The sequence below is a fragment of the Arthrobacter sp. Y81 genome (assembly GCF_002929335.1).
In the GTDB taxonomy this organism is placed as follows: domain Bacteria; phylum Actinomycetota; class Actinomycetes; order Actinomycetales; family Micrococcaceae; genus Arthrobacter.
Genome location: NZ_PJIL01000006.1, coordinates 77,492 through 102,193 on the forward strand (window position 1 = coordinate 77,492; position 24,702 = coordinate 102,193).

At 67.0% G+C, this 24,702-nt stretch carries 24 protein-coding genes; 15 read left to right on the top strand and 9 right to left on the bottom strand.

Features of this window, described 5'->3' with window-relative positions; translation table 11 throughout:
- Both CXQ91_RS09870 and CXQ91_RS09875 read left to right on the top strand, forming a co-directional pair.
- A complete protein-coding gene (locus CXQ91_RS09870; RefSeq protein ID WP_104173752.1) occupies positions 1–861 on the top strand; it encodes a phosphogluconate dehydrogenase C-terminal domain-containing protein in 861 nt (286 codons plus the stop codon).
- 179 nt (positions 862–1,040) lie between these two features.
- Entirely contained in the window at positions 1,041–1,277 is a 237-nt protein-coding gene (locus CXQ91_RS09875; protein ID WP_104173753.1) for a hypothetical protein, read from the top strand.
- Positions 1,278–1,287: 10 nt separating this feature from the next.
- On the opposite strand, the gene CXQ91_RS09880 is transcribed toward CXQ91_RS09875, so the two are convergent.
- From CXQ91_RS09880 to CXQ91_RS09895, 4 genes are all read right to left on the bottom strand, one after another.
- Positions 1,288–1,524, bottom strand: coding sequence for a hypothetical protein (locus CXQ91_RS09880; RefSeq protein WP_104173754.1), 237 nt, complete (start codon positions 1,522–1,524; stop codon positions 1,288–1,290).
- Between the two features lie 165 nt (positions 1,525–1,689).
- Positions 1,690–3,282 carry a histidine ammonia-lyase gene (hutH, locus tag CXQ91_RS09885; protein ID WP_104173755.1) on the bottom strand — a complete coding sequence of 531 codons (1,593 nt, stop codon included), beginning with the start codon at positions 3,280–3,282 and terminating at the stop codon, positions 1,690–1,692.
- The gene (locus tag CXQ91_RS09890) at positions 3,279–5,006 is read right to left on the bottom strand and encodes a urocanate hydratase (RefSeq protein ID WP_104173756.1); all 1,728 of its coding nucleotides are present in this window, start codon (positions 5,004–5,006) and stop codon (positions 3,279–3,281) included. The genes hutH and CXQ91_RS09890 overlap by 4 nt, the downstream gene beginning before the upstream one ends.
- Before the next feature lie 214 nt (positions 5,007–5,220).
- Positions 5,221–6,048, bottom strand: a complete 828-nt coding sequence (locus tag CXQ91_RS09895; RefSeq protein ID WP_104173757.1) for an IclR family transcriptional regulator — start codon at positions 6,046–6,048, stop codon at positions 5,221–5,223.
- Positions 6,049–6,273: 225 nt separating this feature from the next.
- On the opposite strand from CXQ91_RS09895, the gene CXQ91_RS09900 reads away from it, so the two are divergent.
- Positions 6,274–7,191, top strand: a complete 918-nt coding sequence (locus tag CXQ91_RS09900) for an SDR family oxidoreductase (protein ID WP_104173758.1) — start codon at positions 6,274–6,276, stop codon at positions 7,189–7,191.
- A gap of 7 nt (positions 7,192–7,198) precedes the next feature.
- On the opposite strand, the gene CXQ91_RS09905 is transcribed toward CXQ91_RS09900, so the two are convergent.
- Positions 7,199–8,863 (bottom strand): HNH endonuclease signature motif containing protein, encoded by a 1,665-nt coding sequence (locus CXQ91_RS09905; RefSeq protein WP_104173759.1) that lies wholly within the window; start codon positions 8,861–8,863, stop codon positions 7,199–7,201.
- Between the two features lie 191 nt (positions 8,864–9,054).
- On the opposite strand from CXQ91_RS09905, the gene CXQ91_RS09910 reads away from it, so the two are divergent.
- Entirely contained in the window at positions 9,055–10,560 is a 1,506-nt protein-coding gene (locus CXQ91_RS09910) for an amino acid permease (protein WP_181038844.1), read from the top strand.
- A gap of 28 nt (positions 10,561–10,588) precedes the next feature.
- On the opposite strand, the gene CXQ91_RS09915 is transcribed toward CXQ91_RS09910, so the two are convergent.
- Positions 10,589–11,323: a hypothetical protein gene (locus tag CXQ91_RS09915; protein WP_146072320.1), complete on the bottom strand. Its 735-nt coding sequence runs from the start codon at positions 11,321–11,323 to the stop codon at positions 10,589–10,591.
- A gap of 331 nt (positions 11,324–11,654) precedes the next feature.
- Between CXQ91_RS09915 and CXQ91_RS09920 the strand changes: the two genes are divergently transcribed.
- Together CXQ91_RS09920 and CXQ91_RS09925 are read left to right on the top strand one after the other, a co-directional pair.
- Positions 11,655–11,933, top strand: coding sequence for a hypothetical protein (locus CXQ91_RS09920; RefSeq protein ID WP_104173761.1), 279 nt, complete (start codon positions 11,655–11,657; stop codon positions 11,931–11,933).
- A gap of 37 nt (positions 11,934–11,970) precedes the next feature.
- On the top strand, positions 11,971–12,606 hold the full coding sequence (locus tag CXQ91_RS09925; RefSeq protein ID WP_104173762.1) for a LysE family translocator: 636 nt from the start codon (positions 11,971–11,973) through the stop codon (positions 12,604–12,606).
- Between the two features lie 64 nt (positions 12,607–12,670).
- Here the strand turns inward: CXQ91_RS09925 and CXQ91_RS09930 are convergent, their stop codons facing one another.
- Both CXQ91_RS09930 and CXQ91_RS09935 read right to left on the bottom strand, forming a co-directional pair.
- A complete protein-coding gene (locus CXQ91_RS09930) occupies positions 12,671–13,420 on the bottom strand; it encodes a 3-hydroxybutyrate dehydrogenase (RefSeq protein ID WP_104173763.1) in 750 nt (249 codons plus the stop codon).
- A gap of 77 nt (positions 13,421–13,497) precedes the next feature.
- Positions 13,498–14,877, bottom strand: coding sequence for an MFS transporter (locus CXQ91_RS09935; RefSeq protein WP_104173764.1), 1,380 nt, complete (start codon positions 14,875–14,877; stop codon positions 13,498–13,500).
- A gap of 132 nt (positions 14,878–15,009) precedes the next feature.
- Between CXQ91_RS09935 and CXQ91_RS09940 the strand changes: the two genes are divergently transcribed.
- Both CXQ91_RS09940 and CXQ91_RS09945 read left to right on the top strand, forming a co-directional pair.
- The gene (locus CXQ91_RS09940; RefSeq protein WP_104173765.1) at positions 15,010–15,906 is read left to right on the top strand and encodes a LysR family transcriptional regulator; all 897 of its coding nucleotides are present in this window, start codon (positions 15,010–15,012) and stop codon (positions 15,904–15,906) included.
- A gap of 191 nt (positions 15,907–16,097) precedes the next feature.
- On the top strand, positions 16,098–16,826 hold the full coding sequence (locus CXQ91_RS09945; RefSeq protein WP_104173766.1) for a GAF and ANTAR domain-containing protein: 729 nt from the start codon (positions 16,098–16,100) through the stop codon (positions 16,824–16,826).
- Between the two features lie 214 nt (positions 16,827–17,040).
- Here CXQ91_RS09945 and CXQ91_RS09950 read toward each other — a convergent pair whose 3' ends face one another.
- Positions 17,041–17,955 carry a spermidine synthase gene (locus CXQ91_RS09950; protein WP_104173767.1) on the bottom strand — a complete coding sequence of 305 codons (915 nt, stop codon included), beginning with the start codon at positions 17,953–17,955 and terminating at the stop codon, positions 17,041–17,043.
- A 205-nt stretch (positions 17,956–18,160) separates the two neighbouring features.
- Here CXQ91_RS09950 and CXQ91_RS09955 point away from each other — a divergent pair, with 205 nt between their 5' ends.
- The 7 genes from CXQ91_RS09955 (at position 18,161) to CXQ91_RS09985 (ending at position 24,651) form a co-directional block, all read left to right on the top strand.
- Complete coding sequence (locus CXQ91_RS09955) at positions 18,161–19,207, top strand: NAD-dependent epimerase/dehydratase family protein (protein WP_104173768.1); 1,047 nt, start codon at positions 18,161–18,163, stop codon at positions 19,205–19,207.
- 166 nt (positions 19,208–19,373) lie between these two features.
- Positions 19,374–20,366 (top strand): hypothetical protein, encoded by a 993-nt coding sequence (locus CXQ91_RS09960; protein WP_104173769.1) that lies wholly within the window; start codon positions 19,374–19,376, stop codon positions 20,364–20,366.
- Positions 20,363–20,785: a phage holin family protein gene (locus tag CXQ91_RS09965; protein WP_104173770.1), complete on the top strand. Its 423-nt coding sequence runs from the start codon at positions 20,363–20,365 to the stop codon at positions 20,783–20,785. The genes CXQ91_RS09960 and CXQ91_RS09965 overlap by 4 nt, the downstream gene beginning before the upstream one ends.
- A gap of 15 nt (positions 20,786–20,800) precedes the next feature.
- A complete protein-coding gene (locus CXQ91_RS09970; RefSeq protein ID WP_104173771.1) occupies positions 20,801–21,409 on the top strand; it encodes a DUF3618 domain-containing protein in 609 nt (202 codons plus the stop codon).
- A 75-nt stretch (positions 21,410–21,484) separates the two neighbouring features.
- Positions 21,485–22,636, top strand: coding sequence for a YihY/virulence factor BrkB family protein (locus CXQ91_RS09975; protein ID WP_104173772.1), 1,152 nt, complete (start codon positions 21,485–21,487; stop codon positions 22,634–22,636).
- A gap of 88 nt (positions 22,637–22,724) precedes the next feature.
- Positions 22,725–23,579, top strand: a complete 855-nt coding sequence (locus CXQ91_RS09980; protein WP_104173773.1) for a universal stress protein — start codon at positions 22,725–22,727, stop codon at positions 23,577–23,579.
- A gap of 70 nt (positions 23,580–23,649) precedes the next feature.
- The gene (locus CXQ91_RS09985; protein WP_104173774.1) at positions 23,650–24,651 is read left to right on the top strand and encodes a zinc-dependent alcohol dehydrogenase family protein; all 1,002 of its coding nucleotides are present in this window, start codon (positions 23,650–23,652) and stop codon (positions 24,649–24,651) included.
- Positions 24,652–24,702 lie beyond the last annotated feature (51 nt).

The window sequence follows — 24,702 nt, forward strand, 5'->3', positions numbered from 1 at the left end:
ATGTCAGCAGAACAATTGACCGTCGCCGTCATCGGAGCCGGTGGCAAAATGGGGATGCGCGTTTCCCGGAACCTCCAGAAGAGCGCCCACACCGTCTTCTACAGCGAGAACTCCCCCGCAGGCCAGGACCGCGTCCGCACCGAGGGCCGCGAGCTCACCTCCACCGACGACGCCGTCAAGGGCGCCGACGTGGTGATCCTCGCCGTCCCGGACACCGTCCTGGGCGTTGTGTCCGAGGGCGTTGTCCCCCTGATGAAGGCCGGCGCCATCCTGCTCACCCTGGACCCGGCCGCCGCCTACGCCGGGCTGCTGGCCAAGCGCGACGACGTGGTCCAGGCCGTGGCGCACCCGTGCCACCCGTCCGTGTTCCTGGAGCGCACCACCAAGGAAGAATGGGCCGACACCTTCGGCGGCGAAGGCGCCCCGCAGAACGTGGTTGCCGCCATCGACGAGGACGCACCGGCAACGACCCGCGACTCGGCCGAGGCCGTCATCCGCACCATCTACGCCCCCGTCATCGACGTGCACTGGGTCACCGTGAAGCAGCTTGCCATCCTCGAACCCACCCTGGTGGAAACCGTGGCCTGCATGATCGGCACCCTGCTCAACGAGGCGCTGCACGAGACCGTGCACACCGCCGGCGTCCCGGAGGAAGCGGCCAAGGCCATGCTGTTCGGCCACGTGCAGATCGCCCTGACCAACGCCCTCCGCGGTTCCAACCCGTTCTCCGAGGCCTGCGAAATCGCCATCCAGTACGGCAAGGACACCATCATCAAGGACGACTGGAAGAAGATCTTCGACGACTCCGAGCTCGACGGCGTCATCGCCAAGATGCTCAAGCTCGACGCCGTCAAACGCTAGGCGATTTGGCCCCGCCAGGGGCCGCCGCCCCGCTCCGGGGAGGCTTAAAACAAGCTGTCCCGCAGGGGTTCGGTGAACCCGAAACCCTGCGGGACAAATGCCTGACATCTTACGTTTTTTGACACCGCCGGTAGACTGGTCTGTGGCCAACCGGCAATCAGTATAGAGAAAGTCCTGCAATGAGCTCAGCCATCATGGAATCCCAGACCAGCAATGTCCGATCGATCCGCCTGACGTTTGCGACCGCCGAAGAGCTACACGACGGCCTGGAGAACGCCGTCCAGGAACTCATCGAAGCCGCCGTCGAGGACGGTAACTGCGGTATCCGCGTTACCCGCCACGAGCCCGGCACCTTCACTGTGGCCCTGGACGATTCCGTGCCGTTCGGTGAGACCTACGAGGACATCGCCGCTTAACTCCTGCGGCTTATGTCCTGCGGACGTGGACGCCGTCGGACTTCATAAAGAGCTGGGATTCCGACGGGCCCGAGGGCACCAGCCAAAGCACGTTTCCGCTTACGGAAACTTCCTCAACTTCACCTGTGGCCACCACATGCGCATGCTTGAGGATTTCGACCCGTTCGCCTGCTTTGAGGGTTCTCCAGTCGGAAATCGTGGCAGCAAATGCCATCCGCCTGGACAGAACCGTCCCCCGTGCTTTCATTGAACTTCTACCCCTTTGTATATGTTCTTTTGCCACAACATCATTGGTGTGGGCTTCATCACTACATCTTTAGTTCTACTACAATTCCCGGGCCCCCGCCCGTTGTGTCGCAAAGTATTTCGGGGGCGCCGGGAATTTGTCATTTGTGATGCACAATATTCATTTTTAGGCCAGAATTCCGACGGCGGATTCGGCTGCCGCACGGACCTCGCCTGACGCGACGAGCCGGTCTGCGGCCTCCAGTTCCGGCGACAGGAACCTGTCTGTCCCCGGACCGTCCACCACGTTGCGAAGTGCCGCGATGACCGCAATGCCGGCCGGTCCCGGAGTCAACTCCCCTCCGGACAGCTGGGTCCGCATGTCGATGGCCCGTGCCGAGGTCACCAGCTCGATGGCCAGGACGCGGCGCAGGTTCTCCACGGCCTTCCTCAGCTTGCGCGCTGCGTGCCAGCCCATGGACACGTGGTCCTCCTGCATGGCGGAGCTCGGGATGGAATCCACCGAGGCAGGTACAGCGAGCCGCTTGTTGTCCGAGACGAGCCCGGCCTGCGTGTACTGGGCGATCATCAGGCCGGAGTCCACCCCGGGATCCGCGGCCAGGAAGGCCGGCAGCCCGTGTGAACGCGCCGGGTCCAGCATGCGGTCCGTGCGGCGTTCCGCGATGGAGCTCAAATCCGCCACGGTGATCGCCAGGAAGTCCAGGACATACGCCACGGGGGCGCCGTGGAAATTGCCGTTGGAGCTGACCCGGCCGTCCGGCAGGACCACGGGGTTGTCGATGGCTGCGGCGAGTTCACGCGAGGCGACGAGCGCCGCATGGTCCACCGTGTCGCGGACGGCACCGGCCACCTGGGGTGCGCAGCGCAGCGAGTAGGCGTCCTGGACCTTGGTGTCGTTGATCCGGTGCGAGGCCACGATCGGTGAGTTGGACAGCACGCGCAGCATGTTGTCGGCGGAGGCGGCCTGGCCCGGGTGCGGGCGCAGCGCTGCGTGCAGCTCGGGCAGGAACACCTGGTCGGTGCCGAGCAGCGCCTCGACACTGAGCGCGGCCGTGATGTCCGCCGTCGTGAGCAGCTGGCGGATGTCCGCGATGGCCATCAGCAGCATGCCCAGCATGCCCTCAGTGCCGTTGACGAGCGCCAGTCCTTCCTTCTCCGCGAGCGTGACGGGTTCGATCCCGTGCTCGGCCAGGAGCTCGGACACAGGACGCGTACCGGCAGCGCCGTAGAGAGTGCCGTCCGGACCGGTGGCTTCACCCTCACCCATCAGCACCAGGGCGCAATGGGACAGCGGGGCGAGGTCGCCGGAGCAGCCGAGCGAGCCGAATTCGCGGACCACCGGCGTGATGCCGGCGTTGAGCACGTCCACCATGGTCTGCAGGACGACGGGCCGGACACCGGTGCGGCCGGAGGCGAGGGTCTTGGCGCGCAGGAACATGATGCAGCGGACCACTTCACGCTCCACGGCCGGGCCCATTCCGGCGGCGTGGCTGCGGATCAGCGACTTCTGCAGCTGGGTGCGCAGCTCGTTGGGGATGTGCCGGTTGGCCAGGGCCCCGAAGCCGGTGGAGATGCCGTAGGCGGGAACCTCGCTGTGGGCGAGGTCGTCGATGTGGGCACGGACCTTTGCAACCGTGTCCAGCGCTTCCTGGGAGATGGTCACCTTTGCGTCGTGGCGGGCGACGGCGACAACGTCCTCGGGGGTCACGCCGCTGGAGCCGAGGGTAACGGTGAGCGGTGCTTGCGTTATTACAGTCACTTTGCAGTTCCTTCGTTCATGGGGATGCGGACGCCGCGTTCTTTGGCGACGTCGAGGGCGCGGTCGTAGCCGGCGTCGGCGTGGCGGATGACGCCCATGCCGGGGTCGTTGGTGAGGAGGCGTTCGAGTTTTTGCGCGGCGAGGTCGGTGCCGTCGGCGACGGAGACCTGGCCGGCGTGGATGGAGCGGCCGATGCCGACGCCGCCGCCGTGGTGGATGGAGACCCAGGTGGCGCCGGAGGCGGTGTTGAGCAGGGCGTTCAGCAGCGGCCAGTCAGCGATCGCGTCGGAGCCGTCGGCCATGGATTCGGTCTCCCGGTACGGGGAAGCGACCGAGCCGGAGTCGAGGTGGTCCCGGCCGATCACGATGGGGGCCTTGACTTTGCCTTCCTTGACGAGCTGGTTGAAGAGCAGCCCGGCTTTGGCGCGTTCGCCGTAGCCGAGCCAGCAGATCCTCGCCGGCAGGCCCTCGAATTCCACGCGCTCGGCGGCGGCGTCGAGCCACTTGTGCAGGTGCGTGTTCTCCGGGAAGAGCTCCTTGATCGCCTTGTCGGTCACGGCGATGTCTTCGGGGTCCCCGGAGAGCGCGACCCAGCGGAACGGGCCCAGGCCCTCGCAGAACAGCGGCCGGATGTAGGCCGGGACGAAGCCGGGGAACTCGAAGGCGCGCTCGTAGCCACCCGTGCGGGCTTCGTCGCGGATGGAGTTCCCGTAGTCGAAGACCTCGGCCCCGGCGTCCTGGAACTCGACCATGGCCTGGACCTGCCGGGCCATGGAGGCCTGGGCCTTCTTGGTGAACCCTTCGGGGTCCGCGGCAGCCTCGGTGTGCCATTCGGAAACGGTGATGCCCTCGGGCAGGTAGGAGAGCGGGTCGTGCGCACTGGTCTGGTCGGTGACGACGTCGATGCTCAGCTCGCCGGCGTTGTGGCGGCGCAGGAGTTCGGGGAAGACCTCCGCGGCGTTGCCCACGTAGCCCACGGACCAGCCGCGGCGCTCGTCCTTGGCCTTCTGGACCTTGGCGATGGCGGTGTCGAGGTCGGTTTCGACCTCGTCGAGGTAGCGTTTGCCGACGCGGCGGCGCAGCCGGGTCTCGTCGACGTCCACGATCAGGCAGGCGCCGTCGTTCAGGGTCACCGCGAGCGGCTGCGCGCCGCCCATGCCGCCGCAGCCGCCGGTCAGGGTCAGGGTCCCGGCGAGGGGTCCTTCGGTTCCCGTGCTGGGAGCCATGCGGCCTTCGCCCTGGAGCTTGCGCCCGACCGCGGCAAAGGTTTCGTAGGTGCCCTGCAGGATGCCCTGGGTGCCGATGTAGATCCAGGACCCGGCAGTCATCTGCCCGTACATCATCAGGCCCTCGGCCTCGAGCCGGCGGAACTCGGGCCAGTTCGCCCAGTCCCCGACGAGGTTCGAGTTCGCCAGCAGCACCCGCGGCGCCCACTCGTTGGTGCGGAACACACCCACGGGCTTGCCGGACTGGACCAGCAGGGTCTCGTCCTTCTCCATCGTCTCCAGGGTGCGGGTGATGGCGTCGAACGCCGCCCAGGAGCGGACGGCGCGGCCGGTGCCGCCGTAGACCACTAGGTCATCGGGACGCTCGGCGACCTCGGGGTCCAGGTTGTTCATCAGCATCCGCAGCGGGGCTTCGGTCTGCCAGGACTTGGCGGTGAGCTCGGTACCGCGGGCTGCTTTGACCGGGCGGGCACCGGTAGTGAAATCGGCGGGTGCCATGAGGGGCTCCTTCGTGTGCTTGGTGATTGGTGATGGTGGTTCGGGAGGAATGAGGTTCTGTATCCACTAAAGCCTGTCCGGACGGGCGGAAACAGGCCCTGCCGGCGAGTGCTGTCCGGGATTCCAGACGCGCCCGCCCGCCCCCAACTAGCTCGCAGTTAACGTCGCGAAAAGCCGGTTTGACAACGTTAAGTGCCAGTCAGTTGGGCCGGAATTACTGGGCGGGGCGGCCGTGGATGCGCACGGAGAGTTCGTCGGCCACTTTCCGGATGCGGGCGGCGAGGGCGGGCCACTGGTCCGCCGGGAGCTTGTCCTCGAGGAAGGTCACGGCGACCGCTGCCGTCGGCCATCCGACGTGGTCCGTCACCGCGGCCGCAATCGAGCCGAAGCCCGGGGTCACCTCGCCGTGTTCGGTGGCGTAGCCGCGCTGCCGGACCTGGTCCAGGTGCGAGGACAGCGCCGAGTACTTCATGATGGCGCCTTCCACCTCATGCCGGGCCGTGAAGGCGGCAGCGTTCGGGTACAGCGCCCGGACCTGCGACTTGGGCAGCGCCGCGAGGATGGCCCGCCCGCTGGCGGTGAGATGACTGGGCAGCCGGACGCCGACGTCGGTCACCAGGGACGGCCGGTTCTTGGCGCGCTCCTCCACGATGTACAGCACGTCACGGCCATGGAGCACCGCCAGGTGCGCGCTTTCACCAATGACGTCCACCAGCGAGGCGAGCATCGGCCGGCCAATCCTGGACAGCGGCTCCTGGCGCGAATAGGCGGAGCTGAGTTCGAAGGCGCTGATGCCCAGCCCGTACCGCTGCTCCTCATGCAGGTGCATCACGAAGCCGTTTGCCTCCATGACCCCCAGCAGGTGGTAGACGCTTGAGCGCGGCAGGCCCAGCGCGGTGGCAATGTTCGACGCCGCCATGGGACCGCGCTTGGAGGCCAGCAGTTTGAGGATGCGCAGGGTGTTTTCTGCCGCCGGGACTTTCGACGTCACCTTTGCTGCCGTCCTTGACGCCACCCGTACGGGCGCCTCGTCATCGGCCATGCTGTCCTCCATCGTTCGCGGGCGGACCCTCCGACTGATGATGGGCAGGTGTCCGGTATCCCGTACTTAAGCGTGCGCCCTGGCCGGGCCTCCCGACACGCCATCGAACCACATAGCTGTCCGGGATACCAGACGTTTGCCCAGGGAAGGCGCGTCCGGTGCTTCGATGGAGGTCACGGACCGCCGCCGCCGTGGCGGCCAGGCATAAGGGTGGGGATCGCAGCTATGACCAAACCGTTGGCAGGAAAAGTCGCCCTGGTCGCCGGGGCCACCCGCGGAGCAGGACGCGGCACCGCCGTCGCGCTCGGCGAAGCCGGGGCCACCGTGTACTGCACCGGCCGCAGCACGCAGGGCCAAAGGTCAGATTACGGCCGGCCGGAGACCATCGAGGACACTGCGGTGCAGGTCACGGCCGCCGGCGGGGTGGGCATCGCCGTCGGCGTGGACCACCTGGATCCGGCGGCGGTGGAGTCGCTCGCGCAGCGGATCGACGACGAACAGGGGCGCCTGGACATCCTGGTGAACGACATCTGGGGCGGGGAAAACCTCATCGAATGGGACACTCCGGTGTGGTCGCACAACCTCGGCTCCGGCCTGCGGATGCTGCATACCGCTGTCGATACGCACCTGATCACCAGCCACTTCGCGCTGCCGCTGCTGATCCGGAATCCCGGCGGCCTGGTGGTGGAAATGACCGACGGCACCCGCGAATACAACGCGGACCATTACCGGGTCTCGACGTTCTACGACCAGGCCAAGAACGCAGTGCTGCGGCTTGCTTTCAGCCAGGCGGAGGAACTGAAACCGTTCGGCAGCACCGCGGTGGCGCTGACGCCGGGCTGGATGCGCTCCGAACTGATGCTGGAGCATTTCGGCGTCACGGAGGCCAACTGGCAGGACGCCGCGGCAAGGCAGCCCCACTTCGCCGCGATCTCCGAGAGCCCGCGCTTTGTGGGCCGCGCCGTGGCGGCCCTGGCGGCTGACCCGGACGTGATCCGGCGCACCGGCGGCTCCTTCTCCTCTGGCGGCCTGGCGCCGGAGTACGGCTTCACCGACACCGACGGCTCGCGGCCGGACTGCTGGCGTTATCTGGTAGAGGTCCAAGAGGCCGGACGCCCTGCTGACGCCAACGGCTACCGCTGAGGCTCCGTCAAGCCGCTGCCCGTGCGGGCGCGGCGCAATCCTGGGAGTCCTCGCGGGTCTCGGAGGTCAGCATGAGCCACAAGTCCGCAAATGGGTCTTCGGCCACTGCGTCGTCGTGGGGTTGGCGTGGCAAGTCCCAATCCGGCAACCGGCCTTCCGGCAGCAGATTTTCGAGAACTGCCAAGTCACGGCCTCGATCCCGGTTAGGCGGCGAGCCCTCGGGAATCGCAGTGTCAAAGCTATTAGTCATGGCCAGGAGCTGGTCTGGCCAACGTGGTGGTTCCCAGTCGGGTTGTTCGCTGGTGTAGCGGCGGCCTGAGGGTGAGGTCCAGCCGGGCGGTTCGTTGGCGCTGGCACCGATAGGTGTCCAGGCGGTGGCGTGTCGGAGCCGGTGGTGCTTGGGGCAGGGTTGGCCGAGGTTGCTGATCCCGGTGGTCCCGCCGTGCGCCCAGGCGAGGAGGTGATCGGCGTCGTTGTCCAGGGAATGGTTGCTGCAGCCAGGGAACGGGCACTTCCCGTCCCTGAGCCGCAGCCATTGCCGCAACGCCTTGGAAATCCGGTAGCTGGTCCGGCCGATCTCCAGCGGCGCACCATCCCGCGGGTCAATCAGCACCCGCAGGAAGGACGACGCCCCGTCGGCCACCAGGGCACGGCCCACGGACGGCGGCACCGGCCCGTACCCGTCCAACATGGCCGGTTCCTCGGTCAGACCCAGCAGCGAGAACACCGGAACAGTAATCAGGACCTGCGCTGCCGGTGAGGGAATCTCACTCAACGGCACAAGGCCGTCCCGGTCCACGCCGTTGCCGCCGGCAACACCGTTCGCGGTGCTGTCCGGTGTTCGTTCACGGCCGGCTGTGAGGAGCCAAGTGGCGGTGATGTCGGCGCGGAGCTGGGTAAGGGTCCTAGCCTCGTCCGCTCCCTGGAGGGCCCTTGCGGCGGCAGTGGTACGGTCCCAGATCCCGGCGGCCTGGCCGGCGGGCAGGTAGGCGGAAAGCCAGGCCATGCCATCGCGGTCCGGGGTGAACTCCACCCGCCGGTCGGCAGCGCTGCGGGCGTGGCGTTTTTCGATACTGACCGGGTGGTGCCGTTCCCGCCAGGTACGGGCCTTCGCCCGGAACCGGGCGGGGACGAGGTCCCCTGCCTGGCAGCCGCGCGCCAGGGTGGGGGCGTCCGGATCCAGGAAATGCGCTTCCAAAGTCGCTGCCCCTGCCTTATCGAGGTTCATGGTTTCGTCGACCATCACCCGGGCATGCTGCCACGTGATGTCCCCGGCCTGCAGCGCGGACAACGTCAGCGGCAGAGTAGTGGTCAGTGTGTGGGCTTCGGCCAGGAAGGCACCGGCACTGCGTTCGCTGACCGTTAGGACGCACGCGACCTCAGCGGTCACGGCCATGTCCTGGGCAGTATGTTCCTGCGGGGACACGGCCGGTGCCGCCATCGCCGCGGCGGCATCGGCGTACCCGTTGGCCAAGTGCACCTTCAGGGCAGCCATTCCGGCTTCCACCCGAGCCAGCCGGGCCAGCCCGTCCAAACACGCATCCGCCTGGTCCCGAAGAGGGTCAGCACCGGTCGAGCCCGGACCATCAGAACCGCCGCGGAGCCCACCAGCCAACGCCGCGACGGAAGCCTCCACGGCCTCCAACGCCCCCACCACGGCTCTGCTTTCCATACCCACAGCATCCCAGGAGGCACCGACATTATTCATGCGGCGCCGGGGCCGCAACTGTCCGTCCGCGCAAGGATTCCGGAACCGAACAGTCTGGAATGAAAGACACCAAGAGCCCGTGAGGCTGATCACAGCCGCCCCGAACATGGTCTGCTGGATAGCGATCCCCCTCCCAATGACGAGAAGGTATTCGCATGCAACAAGCCCAGACAGAAGCCAAAACGGGGGCGCCCGAAAACAGCGCCAGCACCGGCGGCACGGTCCGCGCCGCCGCGGGCGCCGCCGTCGACACCGTCCTGAACCGCGGACTCAATGTCCGGCACATCCGCTTCATGGCCCTCGGCTCGGCCATCGGCACGGGGCTCTTCTATGGATCGGCCTCCGCCATCCAGAAGGCCGGCCCGGCGGTACTCCTCGCGTACATGATCGGCGGCGCGGCCGTGTTCATGGTGATGCGGGCACTCGGCGAGATGGCCGTACGGCACCCCGTTTCCGGTTCCTTTGGCCAGTACGCCAGCCGCTACCTTGGCCCGCTTGCCGGCTTCGTGACCGGCTGGACGTATGTCTTCGAGATGGCGATCGTCGCCATCGCGGACGTCACCGCCTTCAGCATCTATATGGGGTTCTGGTTCCCGGAAGTGGAGCGGTGGATCTGGGTCCTGGCCATCATCTTCTTCCTGGCGGCGCTGAACCTGCTCAGCGTCAAGGTCTTCGGCGAGCTCGAGTTCTGGTTCTCGCTGATCAAGGTGGTGGCCATCATCGCCATGATCGCCGGCGGCGCCGCCATCATCATCTTCGGCTTCCAGGCAGGCGGGGCAACAGTGGCCCCGGGTATCGGCAACCTCGTGGAGCACGGGGGCATGTTCCCCAACGGCTTCGAAGGGCTCCTGGCCTCGTTCGCCGTCGTGATGTTCGCCTTTGGCGGGATCGAGACCATCGGCGTCACGGCCGGCGAAGCGGCCGATCCCAAGAAGGTCATTCCCAAGGCAGTCAACACCGTGCCCGTGCGCGTGCTGCTGTTCTACGTTCTGACCCTGGCCGTACTGATGAGCCTGTTCCCGTGGAACGAAGTGGGCACCAACGGCAGCCCGTTCGTCCAGATCTTCAGCGGCCTCGGCATTCCGGCCGCCCCGCACATCCTCAACGCTGTGGTGATTACCGCGGCCCTGTCCGCCATCAACAGCGACATCTTCGGTGCCGGACGCATCCTCTTCGGGCTGGCCCGGCAGGGCCACGCCCCCGCCAGCTTCGGCAAGGTCTCCCGCCACGGGGTGCCGTGGATGACGGTAGTGATGATGGCAGTCGTCCTGTTGGTGGGCGTGGTCCTGAATGCTGTGATGCCAAAGGACGTGTTCCTGCTGATCGCCTCGATCGCGACCTTCGCCACCGTCTGGGTGTGGGTAATGATCCTGGCGTCCCATGTGGCAATGAAGCGGGAGATAGCACGCAAGGGCCTGCCGGCGTCGGAATTCCCGGCGCCCTGGTGGCCGGCGGCATCCGTCCTGACCATCGCGTTCATGGCCATGGTGATCGTCATCCTGGGCGCCTTTGAAGACTCCCGGGTTGCCCTCTACGTGGGCGCTGTGTGGCTGGGAGTGCTCGTGCTGGCATACCGGCTGTGGGTCCGCGGCCACGGCCGTTCCCGTGCCGAGCTGGTGGATGAGACGGCGTCGATCCCCGTGGTGGAATCCCGCCGCTGACACGTGCCGGGCCGCAACACCTGATGGGTCACCCGGCCGGAAGCCAGTCGACGTGCGAATCGTAGTCATAGACACGGCACACCCGCCGGTCAGTCTGGGCCGGCCCGTCCACGGGCTGTGTGGTGACGGAGAGCTCGACGTCGTAGGACTCCAGGCCGGGACCCGCCGTTGACCGGTGCGGGGTTCCGGCATACTCCACGGAAACCAGCGAATAGGGCCGCGGCACAACAGTTCCACTGACAATCCCGGAATTGGCCGCGTCGCTCTGCAGGCGGCGGCTGCAGCTGTCCGTAACACGCTGGACTGCCTGCGCATCGGGGGCGGCGCCGGCCGGTTCGCTCGGGGGCGGCTGCCCGGACGACGGCGGTGCAACGGGCGGTGCGGCAGCGGACGACGGCGGCTGGCCGCCCGGCGGTTGGCCCACCGTCGGGGTGGCGGCCGACCCCGGAGCGGTCGCCGCGGGGTCCGCCGTAGCCGGCGCCGGGGAGCCCGACACCTGACCCTGCGGCGCCGCACCGTTCGGCTCCTGACCATTGGAACGCGCCGGGGAGCCCGGCGCGGCAGCAGCCGGCGGCTGACCAGCTGGCGCCTCGGCAGTTGTCGCCTGAGCTGCGGGCGGGGTGAGCGGAGCAGCGCCGCCTGCAGCCGTCCCGGCTCCGCCGGGGATCTGGGCCAGGCCCACCACAACGGCCACCATGGCGACGGTGGCAGCGGCAACTCCCACCTGCCCGGGAATCTGCCTGCCGGATGAATTTTTTCGCACAGCCGCCCCTAACGACGTCGCGGGCCGTAGTCCCCGAGCCTAGGGCCGCGGCGGCGTGCCCGCACGGGTGCGCCCTACCTGTCTTTGCGGGCAGTCACTCAGGCTGCCGCCCGGTTGCCACCTGCCCTCCCGTCACGAAACGGGCCAAGTAGTCCGGTAAAAATTTCGAGTGTCGGACGGTACAGAAGGGGTAGGAGTTACGCGTGCGACGCGTGGGGTTGGGCTTTTAGGGTGGTCAGCAGGCGCAGACCGGACGATTTGAACCCATTACCGCAGCATCCGGGCCGCCTGCGAGTCCTGCTGGTCCAGGCACTGCAAAGGAGTGGTTTCGATGAAGGATCTTCGAGTCTCCCGGCCCGCCCTCCCCCGCGACAGGCGCCGCCTGATCTGCTGGCTCAACGACGCGGCCGAGAAGGTACGCACGGCCTCGGTGCCGTTCAAGATCGGGGACGTTGTCCTCGGCGATGACCCCTTCAACGGCCGCCGGCTCGGCGTGGTGGCTGTGATCCGCGGTACGTCACTTGGCCTGCGGACGGCAGCCGACGCCCACCCCGACCTCGTTCCCGAGTTCGTCTACTACGACTACCGCCAGGTGAGGCGGCCGGACTAGCATCCGATCCGACAGACCGGCGGCGCTAGAATCAAGCATGGTTCCACTGAGCAATCTGCTGACGTTTGCCCTGGCCGCCGCCGTTCTGATCGCCGTTCCCGGGCCCAGCGTGCTGTTTGTGATCGGACGCAGCCTGGCCTTGGGCCGCAAGGGCGGCCTGCTGAGCGTCCTGGGAAACGCGCTCGGCATGATTCCCCAGATCGTTGCGGTGGCGCTCGGCGTCGGGGTTGCGCTGGCGCAGTCCGTGCTGCTCTTCACGATCGTGAAGTTCGCCGGCGCCGCGTACCTCGTGTTCCTCGGCATCCAGGCCATCAGGCACCGCGGGAGAAGCACGACGGCGGCCGATCCTTCGCGTTCCGCCTCCACTTTCCGGGTTCTCCGGGAAGGGTTCATTGTGGGTGCCACCAACCCGAAGTCACTCGTGTTTTTCGTGGCCGTGCTGCCGCAGTTCGTGGAATACACCTCCGGCGCAATCCCGCTGCAGCTGGCCATCCTGGGGGCGGTTTTCCTGCTGATCGCCCTGGTCTCCGACAGCATCTGGGCCCTCGTGGCAGGCACAGCCCGCCAGTGGTTCGCCCGCTCCCCCAGGCGCATCTCGACGCTCGGCACCACCGGCGGCGCCATGATGATCGCCCTGGGCGGGACCCTCGCTTTGACGGGCTCCAAAAACTAACTCGGGACGCGCCCATCCCCGATCCAAGGGGGTTCCCTGCTTCAGCCGCCGGACCGGAAGCCGGTTAGCGCGCCGACCAGCCGCCGTCCATGGTGTAGCTGGCGCCGGTGACCATGCCGGCGTCGTTCGAGGCGAGCCAGGCGACCAGCGAGGCGACTTCCTCCGGCTCCACCAGCCGCTTGATGGCGGACTCGGTGAGCATGATCCGGGCCAGGACCTCGGACTCGGGGATGCCGTGGACCTTGGCCTGGTCTGCAATCTGCGCCTCGACCAGCGGCGTGCGGACGTAGCCGGGGTTGATGCAGTTGGACGTAACCCCGTGCTCCCCGCCCTCAAGCGCCGTCACCTTGCTCAGCCCTTCCAGGCCGTGCTTGGCGGAAACATACGCGCTTTTGAACGGGGAGGCACGGATTCCGTGCACCGAGGACAGGTTGATGATGCGGCCGAACCCGTTGGCATACATGTGGGGCAATGCCGCCCGGACCAGCAGGAACGGCGCCTCGAGCATCAGCGTGAGGATGCGCCTGAAGTCCGCGGGGTCGAAGTCCTGGATGGGGCTGATGCGCTGGATCCCGGCGTTGTTGACCAGGATGTCGCAGTCCAGGCTGAGGGTTCCCAATGCCTCGACATCCAGCAGGTCCACGGCCCAGGCGGTGCCGCCGACCTCGTCGGCCAGGGCCGTGGCGCCGGCTTCGTCAATATCCGCCACCACCACCTTCGCGCCCCGTGCTGCCAGTGCTCGGACGCTCGCAGCGCCGATCCCGCTGGCGCCGCCAGTGACGAGGGCCTTGCGGCCGTTCAGAGCGTTTTCCATAATTCCAGCCCTACATTCCAGAAATTCGATAGTCCAGCAAGGATCAGTCCAGTGACATCAGTCGGGACCCGGTTGGCTTAGCGGACGCCCGCGCCAACCAGGCCTTCGCGCTCGGCATCGGCCCGGTCCACGTCCTCGAGGGCGATGCCCTTGGTTTCCTTGAGGCTCAACACTGCCACCGTGGTGATGGCACACGCCACTACCAGGTAGATAGCGGTGGGCATCCATGATCCGGTGTCCTTGAGCCATTGGGTGGCCAGGAGCGGTGCCAGCGAACCGGCGAAGATCGAGGTGACCTGCGAGCCCAGCGACACACCGGCGTAGCGCATCCTGGTGGGGAAGAGCTCAGCCATGATGGCCGGCTGGCCGGCGTACATGAACGCGTGCAGGCACAGGCCAATCGTCACGGCGAGGACGATGACCACGGCGTTCTTCGTATCAAACATGGGGAAGGCGAAGAACGGCCAGGTTGCACCGGTGATGGCGCCGATGAGGTAGACGGGCTTCCGGCCCCAGCTGTCCACCAGCCGCCCCACCTGCGGAATGACCAGGAAGTGGATGACGTGGGCGATCAGCAGCGCCAGCAGGAGCGAGGACGTATCGTACTTGTGGACGCTTTTGAGGTAAACGATCGCGAAGCTGACCACGAGGTAGTACATGATGTTTTCGGCGAACCGGAGGCCCATGGCCTGCAGGATGCCCTTGGGGTACTTGCGGATGACCTCGAAGACGCCGTAGCTGACGGCCTGCTCCTGCTCCAGCTGCGCCTTCGCTTCCAGGAAGATGGGCGACTCGGAGACGTTGGTGCGGATGTAGTAGCCGACGAATACGATCACTGCGGAGAGCCAGAATGCCACGCGCCAGCCCCAGCTGAGGAAGTCGGAGCTGCTCAGGACGTTGGACATGATGAACAGGACCAGGGTGGCCAGCAGGTTGCCCACCGGGACCGCGGACTGGGGCCAGCTGGACCAGAAGCCGCGGGACTTGTTGGGGCTGTGTTCCGCGACAAGCAGCACGGCGCCGCCCCATTCGCCGCCCAGCGCGAATCCCTGGATGAAGCGCAGGAATACCAGCAGTGCCGGTGCGAGGTAGCCGATGTCGGCGAAGCCGGGGAGGCAGCCCATCAGGAAGGTGGACACGCCGATGATCACGATGGTGAGCTGCAGCGTGGGCTTGCGGCCGAGCTTGTCGCCGATCTGGCCGAAGACGATGCCGCCGAGCGGGCGGGCCACGAAGCCCACGGCGTAGGTGATGAAGGCCTGGATGATGCCGTCCAGCTCATTGCCGGTGGCGGGGAAGAAGTACTTTCCGAACACCAGGGTTGCTGCGGTGGCGTAGAGGAAGAATTCGTACCATTCCACTACGGTGCCAACCATGGAGGCGGCGACGATTTTCTTGAGGCCGGCGCCCTTTGGGGCGGAAGCGGCGGGTGTTGCAGAGCGTTGTTCTACGCTCATCTTGGTTCTCCTTAGTGTCCACGTCGACACGTGCTGTGATCCACAGCACTGAATGGGCTCAAATGAGTATTGCCGCACAAACTCTGCGATTCAATGGCCAAACGGGCACCCCTTGTGTGCAGAATTGCAGATATGGATACTAATCCCGATGACCTGCTGGTCCTGCTGGCCGTCTCGCGGTCAGCCAAATTCACGACGGCGGCGCAGGCCCTCGGTCTGAACCACACCACTGTGTCGCGCCGGATAGCTGCCCTGGAGAAGACCCTGGGCGGACGCGTCCTCTCTCGGGCGGCCGGCGGCTGGGAGCTGACGGAACTCGGGGCGGAGGCCGTGCTGGTGGCCGAGCAGGTGGAAAATGCGGTGCGCAGCCTCGGCCAGCCGGGCCGTGCGCCGGATCCCATCACGGGCGTGGTCCGCATGACGGCCACGGACGGCTTCAGCGCCTACGTCGCCGCGCCTGCCGTCGCACGGCTGCGGCGCAAGCATCCCGGGCTCAGCGTGGAGATCGTGACCGTGACCCGGCGGGCCCTGCAGCAACGGTCCGGCCTGGACATCGAGGTGGTGGTGGGCGAGCCCCAGGTGCACCGCGCCGAGGCCTTCAAACTGGGCGAGTATGTGCTGGGCATGTACGCCTCGCAGGCCTATCTGGCCGAAAACGGGACCCCTGCCACGGTGGAGGAACTGACGGAACATCCGCTGGTGTATTTCGTGGACTCCATGCTCCAGGTGGATGACCTCGACGCCCCTCGCAGGCTTGTTCCCGCCATGAAGGACGGTCTGAGTTCCACCAACGTGTTTGTCCATGTGGAGGCTACGCGCGCCGGCGCTGGCATCGGCTTCCTGCCGTGCTTCATGGGCGATCTGCACCAGGACCTGGTCCGGCTGCTTCCGGACGCATTCTCCGAGCGGCTCCCCTACTGGATGGTCCTGCGTCCGGACTCCATGCGGAGGCCGGCCGTGGCGGCGGTGGTGCAGGCACTTCGTGACCAGACCGTGGAGCACCGCGAAGCCCTCCTGGGCCGGCGCTGATGGTCAGCGGCCGGGCGGTATATATTCGGACGGCCATACGGCGTAGTGTCGAAGGTAGGAGATGTCGGAGACCCTTCGCTGGTGTGAGCGCGTCGAATCTGTGTGCGTCCACCATCACGGCTGCGGACGATCGAGAGTCCGCGGCCCCCGCCCGGTCTCGAGGGACCGGGCATTGAAGGATCGAGGCCGTCATGGATCCCGGCACCAGCAGCGCTCCGACCCCCGAACAACTGCAGGACCTGTTGCTGGAAAGCCCGGGTCTCGCGGAGTTCCTTCTGGGACTGACCACCATCACTGCCTCCCGTCTGGGCGGGCGCGATCCGATGCTGTGCGCCATCACCGTTGAGCGGAACGGCACTCCGGCTACGGTGGCCAGCAGCGGCGAGGATGCGCGGCGGATGGACGAGAAGCAGTATGACTTCGACGACGGCCCGTGCCTGACAGCCCTCCGGCAGCAGCACACCGTGCTGGTCCAGGACCTGGGAAGGGACAGCAGGTGGTATCGCTATGCGGAGGCCGTATCGGGAGAAGCGATCCGCTCCGTCCTGGCCGTACCCATCGGTACCGAACACGGGGCGGCCGCGGCCCTGAACTGTTACGCCCATGATGTCGACGCGTTCGACGCCGCCACCATCGCCTCCGTCGAGGAGCACGCGGACTCCATTTCCCGGATCCTCCGCCTGGCGTTGCGCCTCCATCCGCCGGAGAACTATCCCGAGCACCTCCGGTCGGCCCTCAAATCGAGGGCGGTCATCGACGCAGCCGTTTCGCTGATCATGGTCCAGAACCGCTGCAGCCGGGATCAGGCGATGGAGCTCCTGCACCTGGCGGCACGTGCCACTGACACCAGGCTGCACACCATTGCCACGGACATCCTGTCCGGCGCCGAACTTCCCGGTGGGGGCGTCCGGCCAGAATGAAGAAACCCCCGCGCGAGTCCTGGGGACTCAAGCGCGGGGGCTTCTTTGCCCTCCGGTCTTGGGGGAAAGCGGAGAGCTTCCACAAACTTACAGCGGGCGCAGGGCCCACAGGGACAAAAGTGGTCCTGAAAGCCCTTTCTTGAGGCAACTTTGTTCCTGCCGGGACTTTTGTTGCGGCGGCCTTGCGCCATTATTGCGGGAAAGGACTCGGCGGCTAGTCCCCGGAGGCGGAATCCGGTGGCGCCGGATCATGGCGGACGGGCGCGCCGGCAGCAAAGGCGCGCACCTTCGCGTCATCCCAGATGTGGGCGGGGACACCTCCGCCCAGGAGCCTGCGGGCCAACCGGGGATCGCCGTCGAACGGCTGGTCGCTGCCGGCCATCACCATGTTGCCGTAGCGCCGGCCCTTGAGCATGGCGGGATCGGCGATGATAAGCGTGTGTTCGAACGTGGCCACGATGCCGGCGGCGTCCTCGCGGGCGTTTTTCAGGTCCGGGGCATCGCCGGAGTTCACCACATAGATGCCGCCGGGTGCCAGCACGCGCCTGGCATGCTCATTGAATTCCGCGGTGGTCAGCGGCCGGGGCGTCAGTGCGCCGGCAAACACATCGCGGATGATCAGGTCGCGGGTCTGCGGGGTCAGGGACTCGGTGACCTCGCGCGCTTCCCCGACGCGCAGCCGCAGCAGCGGCGCCTTGGGCAGGTCGAACCAGCCGCGGACGTACTCGGCGAGCTTGCCGTCCAGTTCCACCACCACCTGGCGCGCCTCCGGGTAGGCGGTGTGGAAATAGCGGGCCAGCGAGCATGCTCCGCCGCCAAGGTGCAGGGCGCGCAGCTTGGGCCTGGTCTCCCGCGGCCACCGCGATTCCACCAGCGCGGACATCCACCGCATGTACTCGAAGTCGAGGAAGAGCGGGTCTGCCAGGTCGATGTGCGAGCTCATCACGCCGTTGATGCGCAGGAGCCAGCCGTTTGAATTGTCCTGGTCCGCGATCAGCTCGCAGTCCCCGGTGTCGATGTAGTAGACGCCCTCAACCGGCCCGTCAGGGCGGGTTCCCTTCGGCACTTCCACCACTCCCGGCGTCGAACGTTCAGCGTTCCTGCCGGCAGCCCGGCCCTTACGCGCCACTTAGCCAGCCACCGTATTGCTCATGCCTCAACCCTAGTTGACCGGCGCCCGCAGCCGGCCCGCAGGTGACAGGAAAACCGTCAGCTTGCTTGTCAACCAATGGCCACTAGCGCTAAACCGGAACCAGGAGGCAGGGCACGCCATTGGCCAGAGGGTATGCCGGTGGCTTCCTGCCTCTTGGAAGCTCTCGGAAGGGTGGTCCGGCATGCGGGTAGCAATCGTTGGCGCGAGCGGAAATGTGGGCACAGCCGTGCTGCGGCGCCTCCAGCAACAGCGCACGGAGCAGCCGGACGCGCTTGAACTCGTGGGAATCAGCAGGCGCCTGCCGGACCAGTCGGCGGCGCCTTATGGCGGCGTCGAATGGCACGCGGTGGACATTACCGACGACGACGGCGGGCGGCTGCGCGCCGCGCTCGCCGGAGTGGATGCCGTGGTGCACCTCGCGTGGATTCTCCAGCCGAACCACGACATGGCGGCACTTCACCGCACCAACGTCACGGGAACCGCGAATGTCCTCCGGGCCGCAAGGGAGGCCGGCGTGGGTCACGTGGTGTGCGCCTCCTCGGTGGGTGCCTACAGCAGCTCAGCCAAGGAACCCCGGAGGACCGAGGACTGGCCGGCCACCGGTATCCGGGAATCGCACTACAGCAGGCACAAGGCTGAACAGGAAGCCCTCCTGGACCGGTTCGAGGCGGAAAACCCGGCCACCGCAGTCGCGCGGCTGCGCACAGCGCTCATTTTCCAGGGTGACGCCGGGAGCGAGATCGGCAGGTATTTCCTGGGGCCACTGATCCCCAGGCTGCTGCCGGGCAAAATCAGGCTCCCCCTCCTGCCGTTCCCAGCGGAACTTGCCTTCCAGGCCGTGCATGCGGACGACGCCGCCGACGCGTACTGGAGGGTCCTCGACCGCCGCGCCGCCGGCGCGTTCAACGTAGCCGCCGAACCGGTAATCACTCCGCCGGAACTGGCCAGGCTGTTCCACGCGCGGCGCTGGCTTCCGATTCCCCTCGGCCTCCTCCGCGCGGCCGTGGATCTGAGCTGGAGGCTCCGCCTGCAGCCAACGGACGCGGGCTGGATCGCCATGGCTGAAGGCGCTCCGATCATGGCCACCGGACGCGCCCGCGAAGTGCTCGGCTGGGAGCCGCGGACTTCATCCCTGGACGCTGTGCGCGAAGTGCTCGAAGGGCTGGGAACCGGACGCGGGACGGCAGGTTCCCCCGCACTGAATCCACGAACCCGGCCCAGCCGATAACACCAGCCGGTAACACGCGGACTGCTAGGGACGCCGGCCCCGCAGCTGGCCCCGAAAAGTAATACAGCAAGGGTACTTACTATTTATAGTAATCATGCTTACTATTTTAAGGCCAGTAATTGCTGGTTCTTGATCAGCAGCCGACCTTTTGGAAGAGAGCGCGAAGATGACGGAGAACCAATGGCCTCAGGACGGGAGCTACGGCACCGCTGGGGTCGCACAGCAAACGGCCGTCCCGGCGGCGCCGGAAGCAAACGGCTACCGGACCCCTCAAGGCACAACGTCGAAGTCGGAGACCGCCAAGCAGGAGGCCGGAGATGTTGCCCACCAGGCGACAGACTCCGCCCAGCACGTGGCGGAAACCGCCAAGGCCGAGGCCGCCAACGTGGCAGGAGAGGTTAAAGCCAATGCCAAAGACCTGCTCTACCAGGCAAAGACGGACCTCACCGACCAGGCCGGGGCGCAGCAGCAGAAAGTAGCCCATGGCCTTCATTCCATTTCCGGTGAACTCCGCACGATGGCTGACGCGTCCGAGCAGCCCGGCGTGGCTACTGACCTGATCCGTCAGGCAGCCGACCGGTCCGCCTCCGTGGCGTCGTGGCTGGAAGGCAGGGACCCTGGCTCGCTGCTCAACGAGGTGAAGACCTTCGCACGGCAGCGCCCGGGCACGTTCCTGCTGCTGGCCGCCGGCGCGGGAATCCTGGCGGGCCGGCTGACACGCAGCCTCAGCGAGGGTGCCCCGAACTCCGCTGGCAGTGTTGCAGGCGGACCTGCCGCACGTGCGCCGATTTCCAGTGTGCCGGGTAGCGGCAACCCCGGTTCCTATGTTCCCGATACGGGCATGGCAGTTCCGCCCCCGCCGGTACAGATGCCGGCTCCGAACGTCACCACGGCGGGCATGGCAGGAGCGGGAGTGGGTGCCGGAACTTATGCCGGTACGGGCGCGTACACGGACGAGGCGGACGCCAACTACGCTGCCGACGCCAACTACCAGGCGGACACCTACCCGCCCAACCCGCTGGCTGACGAAGGAACGGCGCAGGACCAGTGGGCCGATGATCCGCTGACCGGCGACCGCGTCCCGGAATTCCCCCCGGCCGGCGACCTCGCGGAAGACGATCCGTACCGTGACGATCCCCTCCGTGGCGGTCAGCGATGAGTCACCAATTTCCGGAACCACCAGCCTCGGCCGCACACGTGAAGGCGGAGACGACGTCCCTTGGTGACCTGCTCGGCGACGTGACCCGGGACATCTCCACGCTGATGCGCCAGGAGGTGGAACTCGCGAAGGCAGAGCTGAAGCAGTCGGCCACCCGTGCGGGCAAAGGCGGCGGAATGCTGGCCGGCGCCGGCGTGGCTGGACACTTCGTGCTCCTGTTCCTGTCCCTGGCGCTCTGGTGGGCGCTGGGGACGGTGATGGGGCTGGGCTGGTCCGCCGTCGTCCTCGCCGTGATCTGGGGCGTCATCGCCGCAGTCCTGGCCGCCGTCGGCCGCAAGCAGCTCAACGCGGTCAAGGGCATGCCCCAGACCGCGGAGACGCTCCAGGAAATACCGCCCACCCTCAAACCCAGCCACTAGAGCAAGGTACAGACGATGACTGAAAACCCGGACGCCATCCGCGCCGACATCGAAGCAACCCGTGCACGGCTCGGCACCAACGTCGACGCCGTGGCGGACAAGGTCACCCCGTCGCACATAGTCCAGCGGCAGACGGACAAAGTTAAGGACGCCGTGTTCGGCGTGAAGGAGAAAGTCATGGGAGCAGCTGAGCACACCACCGACCGGGTCCATTCAGCGGCCCAAGCAGGCACCGGCAGCGCCGGCGCGCACCTCTCCGACGCCGGCGCGGCGATCGGCGACGCCCCGCACCAGGTCAAGGCCAGGACCCAGGGCAACCCGCTGGCCGCCGGGCTGATCGCGTTCAGCGCCGGCATGTTGTTGTCGTCGCTGATCCCCGCCAGTGAGAAGGAACGTGAAGCCGCCGAGGCGCTCAAAGTCAAGGCCGAGCCGCTCACCACCGAACTGACCGAAGCCGCCAAGGACATCGCCGAAGGCCTGAAGGCACCCGCGCAGGACGCCATGGAAAACGTCAAGGCCACTGCCGCGGAAGCCACAGACCACGTCAAGGCCGAAGGCCAGACCGCCGTGGACGACGTGAAGTACCGCGCCGCGGACGCCAAGGACAACGTCCAGCAGGCGTAACTACGCCGATACGCGTCAGGCCTGCCCCGCCGTTCCGCGGGGCAGGCCTGACCGGCAGATGTGAGGAAATTTCCCATGGCTAAGAACCCCGCCAACGCAGCCAGCGCCAACGCCGACGCTGAAACCGATGAAAGCAGCACGGCGAAGGCGCGGACGGCCCCGGCCCCGGACGATTCCCGCAAACCGGACAGCCCCACCGACGTCTCCAAGCCCTCCTGGAAGTACATCGCCAAGAAGACTTTCCGGGAATTCACCAAGGACCAGTGCGGAGACCTTGCCGCCGCCCTGACCTACTACGGCGTCCTCTCCTTGTTCCCTGCACTCCTGGCCCTCGTTTCGCTGCTCGGCATCTTCGGGCAGGCGGAAAAGACCACCGCGGCAATGCTGGAGATCGTCCAGGGTATTGCACCCGGTGCCGCGATGGACGTCGTCAAGCAGCCCATCCAGGAGCTGGCCAGCTCATCCACCGCCGGCTTCACCCTGATTCTCGGCATTGTGACCGCACTCTGGTCCGCCTCCGGCTACGTCGGAGCCTTCGGCCGGGCGATGAACCGTATTTACGAAGTGGACGAAGGCCGCCCCTTCATCAAGCTCCGGGGCGCCATGCTGGCAGTCACCCTCACCACCGTGATCATTGTGGCGTTGACGGCGGCCATGCTGGTGCTCAGCGGCCCCGTCGCCGAGGCAGTGGGAAATGCGATCGGCCTGGGCGGGGTCTTCCTGACTGCCTGGAACATCCTCAAATGGCCGGTGGTGGTACTGCTGGTCATCGCGGTCATCGCCATCCTCTACTACGCCACACCCAACGTAAAGCAGCCCAAATTCCGCTGGATGAGCCTCGGCTCCTTTATCGCCCTGATGATTTTCGTGCTCGCTTCCCTGGGCTTCGGTTTCTACGTGGCCAATTTCGGCAGCTACAACAAGACCTACGGTGCGATCGGCGGCGTCATTGTGATGCTGCTGTGGCTCTGGATCCTGAACATGTCCCTGCTCTTCGGCGCCGAGTTCGACGCCGAGATGGAGCGCGGCCGCCAACTCCAGGCCGGCATCGAAGCCGAGGAGACCATCCAGCTGCCGCCGCGCGACACCAAGCAGAGCGACAAATTGCAGGTCCGGGAGGAAGAGGACATCCGGCGGGGCCGCGACCTGCGCGAACGCCACGACCGCGAGCGCCGAGACCAGGAAGGCCGGGACCGGGAGCACCGGGAACCGGACCGCCGGGGCTGAAGCCGGGACCAAAGCCCCTAGCGCAAACTGCCGGCCCGGACTCTACTGAGTGGACATTGCCCCGGCACCGCCTGGGAGGGGAGGTTCCATGCCGGCTACATCAGGAAATCCGGACGGCCCCATCGTGGTGGGCTACGACGGGTCCGAGCCGTCCGAGCTTGCAGTCCGCTGGGCCACCGGATACGCCGCCGCCACGAAACGGAAGCTGAAAGTCATCCATGCGTGGGTATGGCCTGTCTTCACCAAGAATCTGGGCCCCGTCAAAGGGATTTCGGGCAGTGGCCTGCGCCATGCTGCCGAGGCCACCCTGGCGGAAGGCCTGGACCTCGCCCGGTCGGTTTCGGCCGACCTCGACGCCGAGCTGGACATCGACGGCGTCATCGAGCCGGGCCTTCCCAGCCAGGTTCTCCGGCCGGCCGCAGAAGGAGCGAGCGTCCTCGCCATCGGCCACCGTGGCATGGGCCGCCTACTTGGCCAGCTTGTCGGTTCGGCCTGCCTCGACCTGGCCGTCCACGCGCCGTGCCCCCTGATGGTGGTCCGCTACCCGAACCGTCCTGGCCAGCCGATAGCTGCCGGAATCGACGAAAAACCCCGGAACCAGGCCGTGGTGGCGGACGCGGCCCGCATGGCAGCGGTGTTGAACGTACCTCTGCAGCTGATCCACGTGGCCGGGGAGCACGGCCACGCAGCGCACGGGCGCCACGCACCGCTCTACGGCAAGGAACTGCTGGACCATGCAGTGGAACAGGCCCGGGGACTCGCTCCCGACATACCTGTGGAGGGCATCCTGCTGGAGAGGCACCCGGTCTCAAAGGAACTCCTGGCCGCTGCCGCCCAGGCCGACGTCCTGGTACTGGGAGCGCATCACCGGGAGGGCCACCCGGGAAGCACGGTGTCCTCAGCGTTGGAGCGGGCCCTTTGCAATGTGCTGATCACGCGGTGAGGCGCGTTCAGGGATAACTGGTTGCTCCCCGGATCCGCCAGAGAACACGAAACAGAACAGGAAGTGTGCCGTGCGTGCTTGGTGGGTGGGCAAACCGGGTCCCGTGGCCGGGCATCCGCTGGTGTTCGGCGACCACCCCGATCCCAGCCCCGGGCCAGGCGAGGTCCTGCTTTCCGTGCGCGTATGCGGAGTGTGCCGCACGGACCTCCACCTGGCCGAAGGCGACCTCCCGCCCCGCCTGCCAGGGATTATTCCCGGCCATGAAGTAGTGGGGGAAGTGGCGGCGCTCGGCGACGGCGCCGCGAGGTTCCGGATCGGGGAACGCGTGGGGGTGGCCTGGCTGGGCGGCACCTGCGGCCGCTGCCGCTTCTGCCAACGCTCGGAGGAGAACCTCTGCCTGTCACCCATTTTCACAGGGTGGGACCGGGACGGCGGCTACGCGGACCGTGTGACGGTCAATGAGGACTATGCCTACCGGATACCGGAAGCTTTTTCGGACGAGCAGGCCGCGCCGCTGCTCTGCGCGGGCATCATCGGCTACCGGGCGTTGAACCGGGCCGAGGTTCCGGACGGCGGCCGCCTCGGCATCTACGGCTTCGGCGGCTCGGCGCACCTGGCCGCCCAGGTGGCCATCCACCGCGGAGCCAGCGTGTACGTCATGACCCGTTCGAAGGAGGCCCGCCACCTGGCCCTGGAGCTCGGGGCAGTTTTCGCCGGAGACGCCGACGACGAACCTCCCGTGCCGCTCGATTCGGCCATCCTGTTCGCGCCGACAGGCTGGCTGGTGCCGCAGGCGCTGCGCGCCCTGGACCGCGGGGGCACGCTGGCCGTGGCAGGAATCCACCTGAGCGACATTCCGCCGCTGCACTACGGGTCCGAGCTGTTCCAGGAACGCCAGCTGCGCAGCGTCACCGCAAATACCAGGACCGACGGCGAAGAGTTCCTCCGCGTCGCAGCGGAAATTCCGCTCCGCCCCACCACCGTGCCCTACCGTATGGAGGCGGCAGGGCAGGCCCTCCAGGACCTCGCGGAGGACCGCATCACCGGAGCTGCGGTCCTGCATATGGCCTAATCGCGCCATGGCTTACGCGCTGTTGGGCTTAGACGGTGTTTGGCTTGGGCG

Bases quoted from the DNA above. Each gene is read 5' to 3' on its own strand.
- CXQ91_RS09875 (WP_104173753.1), top strand. From the start codon at position 1,041: ATGAGCTCAGCCATCATGGAATCCCAGACCAGCAATGTCCGATCGATC.
- CXQ91_RS09890 (WP_104173756.1), bottom strand. From the start codon at position 5,006: ATGGCACCCGCCGATTTCACTACCGGTGCCCGCCCGGTCAAAGCAGCC.
- CXQ91_RS09930 (WP_104173763.1), bottom strand. From the start codon at position 13,420: ATGGAAAACGCTCTGAACGGCCGCAAGGCCCTCGTCACTGGCGGCGCC.
- CXQ91_RS09935 (WP_104173764.1), bottom strand. From the start codon at position 14,877: ATGAGCGTAGAACAACGCTCTGCAACACCCGCCGCTTCCGCCCCAAAG.
- CXQ91_RS09895 (WP_104173757.1), bottom strand. From the start codon at position 6,048: ATGGCCGATGACGAGGCGCCCGTACGGGTGGCGTCAAGGACGGCAGCA.
- CXQ91_RS09920 (WP_104173761.1), top strand. From the start codon at position 11,655: ATGAAGGATCTTCGAGTCTCCCGGCCCGCCCTCCCCCGCGACAGGCGC.
- CXQ91_RS09900 (WP_104173758.1), top strand. From the start codon at position 6,274: ATGACCAAACCGTTGGCAGGAAAAGTCGCCCTGGTCGCCGGGGCCACC.
- CXQ91_RS09905 (WP_104173759.1), bottom strand. From the start codon at position 8,863: ATGGAAAGCAGAGCCGTGGTGGGGGCGTTGGAGGCCGTGGAGGCTTCC.
- CXQ91_RS09955 (WP_104173768.1), top strand. From the start codon at position 18,161: ATGCGGGTAGCAATCGTTGGCGCGAGCGGAAATGTGGGCACAGCCGTG.
- CXQ91_RS09960 (WP_104173769.1), top strand. From the start codon at position 19,374: ATGACGGAGAACCAATGGCCTCAGGACGGGAGCTACGGCACCGCTGGG.
- CXQ91_RS09980 (WP_104173773.1), top strand. From the start codon at position 22,725: ATGCCGGCTACATCAGGAAATCCGGACGGCCCCATCGTGGTGGGCTAC.
- CXQ91_RS09910 (WP_181038844.1), top strand. From the start codon at position 9,055: ATGCAACAAGCCCAGACAGAAGCCAAAACGGGGGCGCCCGAAAACAGC.
- CXQ91_RS09975 (WP_104173772.1), top strand. From the start codon at position 21,485: ATGGCTAAGAACCCCGCCAACGCAGCCAGCGCCAACGCCGACGCTGAA.
- CXQ91_RS09945 (WP_104173766.1), top strand. From the start codon at position 16,098: ATGGATCCCGGCACCAGCAGCGCTCCGACCCCCGAACAACTGCAGGAC.
- CXQ91_RS09970 (WP_104173771.1), top strand. From the start codon at position 20,801: ATGACTGAAAACCCGGACGCCATCCGCGCCGACATCGAAGCAACCCGT.
- CXQ91_RS09925 (WP_104173762.1), top strand. From the start codon at position 11,971: ATGGTTCCACTGAGCAATCTGCTGACGTTTGCCCTGGCCGCCGCCGTT.
- CXQ91_RS09965 (WP_104173770.1), top strand. From the start codon at position 20,363: ATGAGTCACCAATTTCCGGAACCACCAGCCTCGGCCGCACACGTGAAG.
- CXQ91_RS09940 (WP_104173765.1), top strand. From the start codon at position 15,010: ATGGATACTAATCCCGATGACCTGCTGGTCCTGCTGGCCGTCTCGCGG.
- CXQ91_RS09870 (WP_104173752.1), top strand. From the start codon at position 1: ATGTCAGCAGAACAATTGACCGTCGCCGTCATCGGAGCCGGTGGCAAA.
- CXQ91_RS09880 (WP_104173754.1), bottom strand. From the start codon at position 1,524: ATGAAAGCACGGGGGACGGTTCTGTCCAGGCGGATGGCATTTGCTGCC.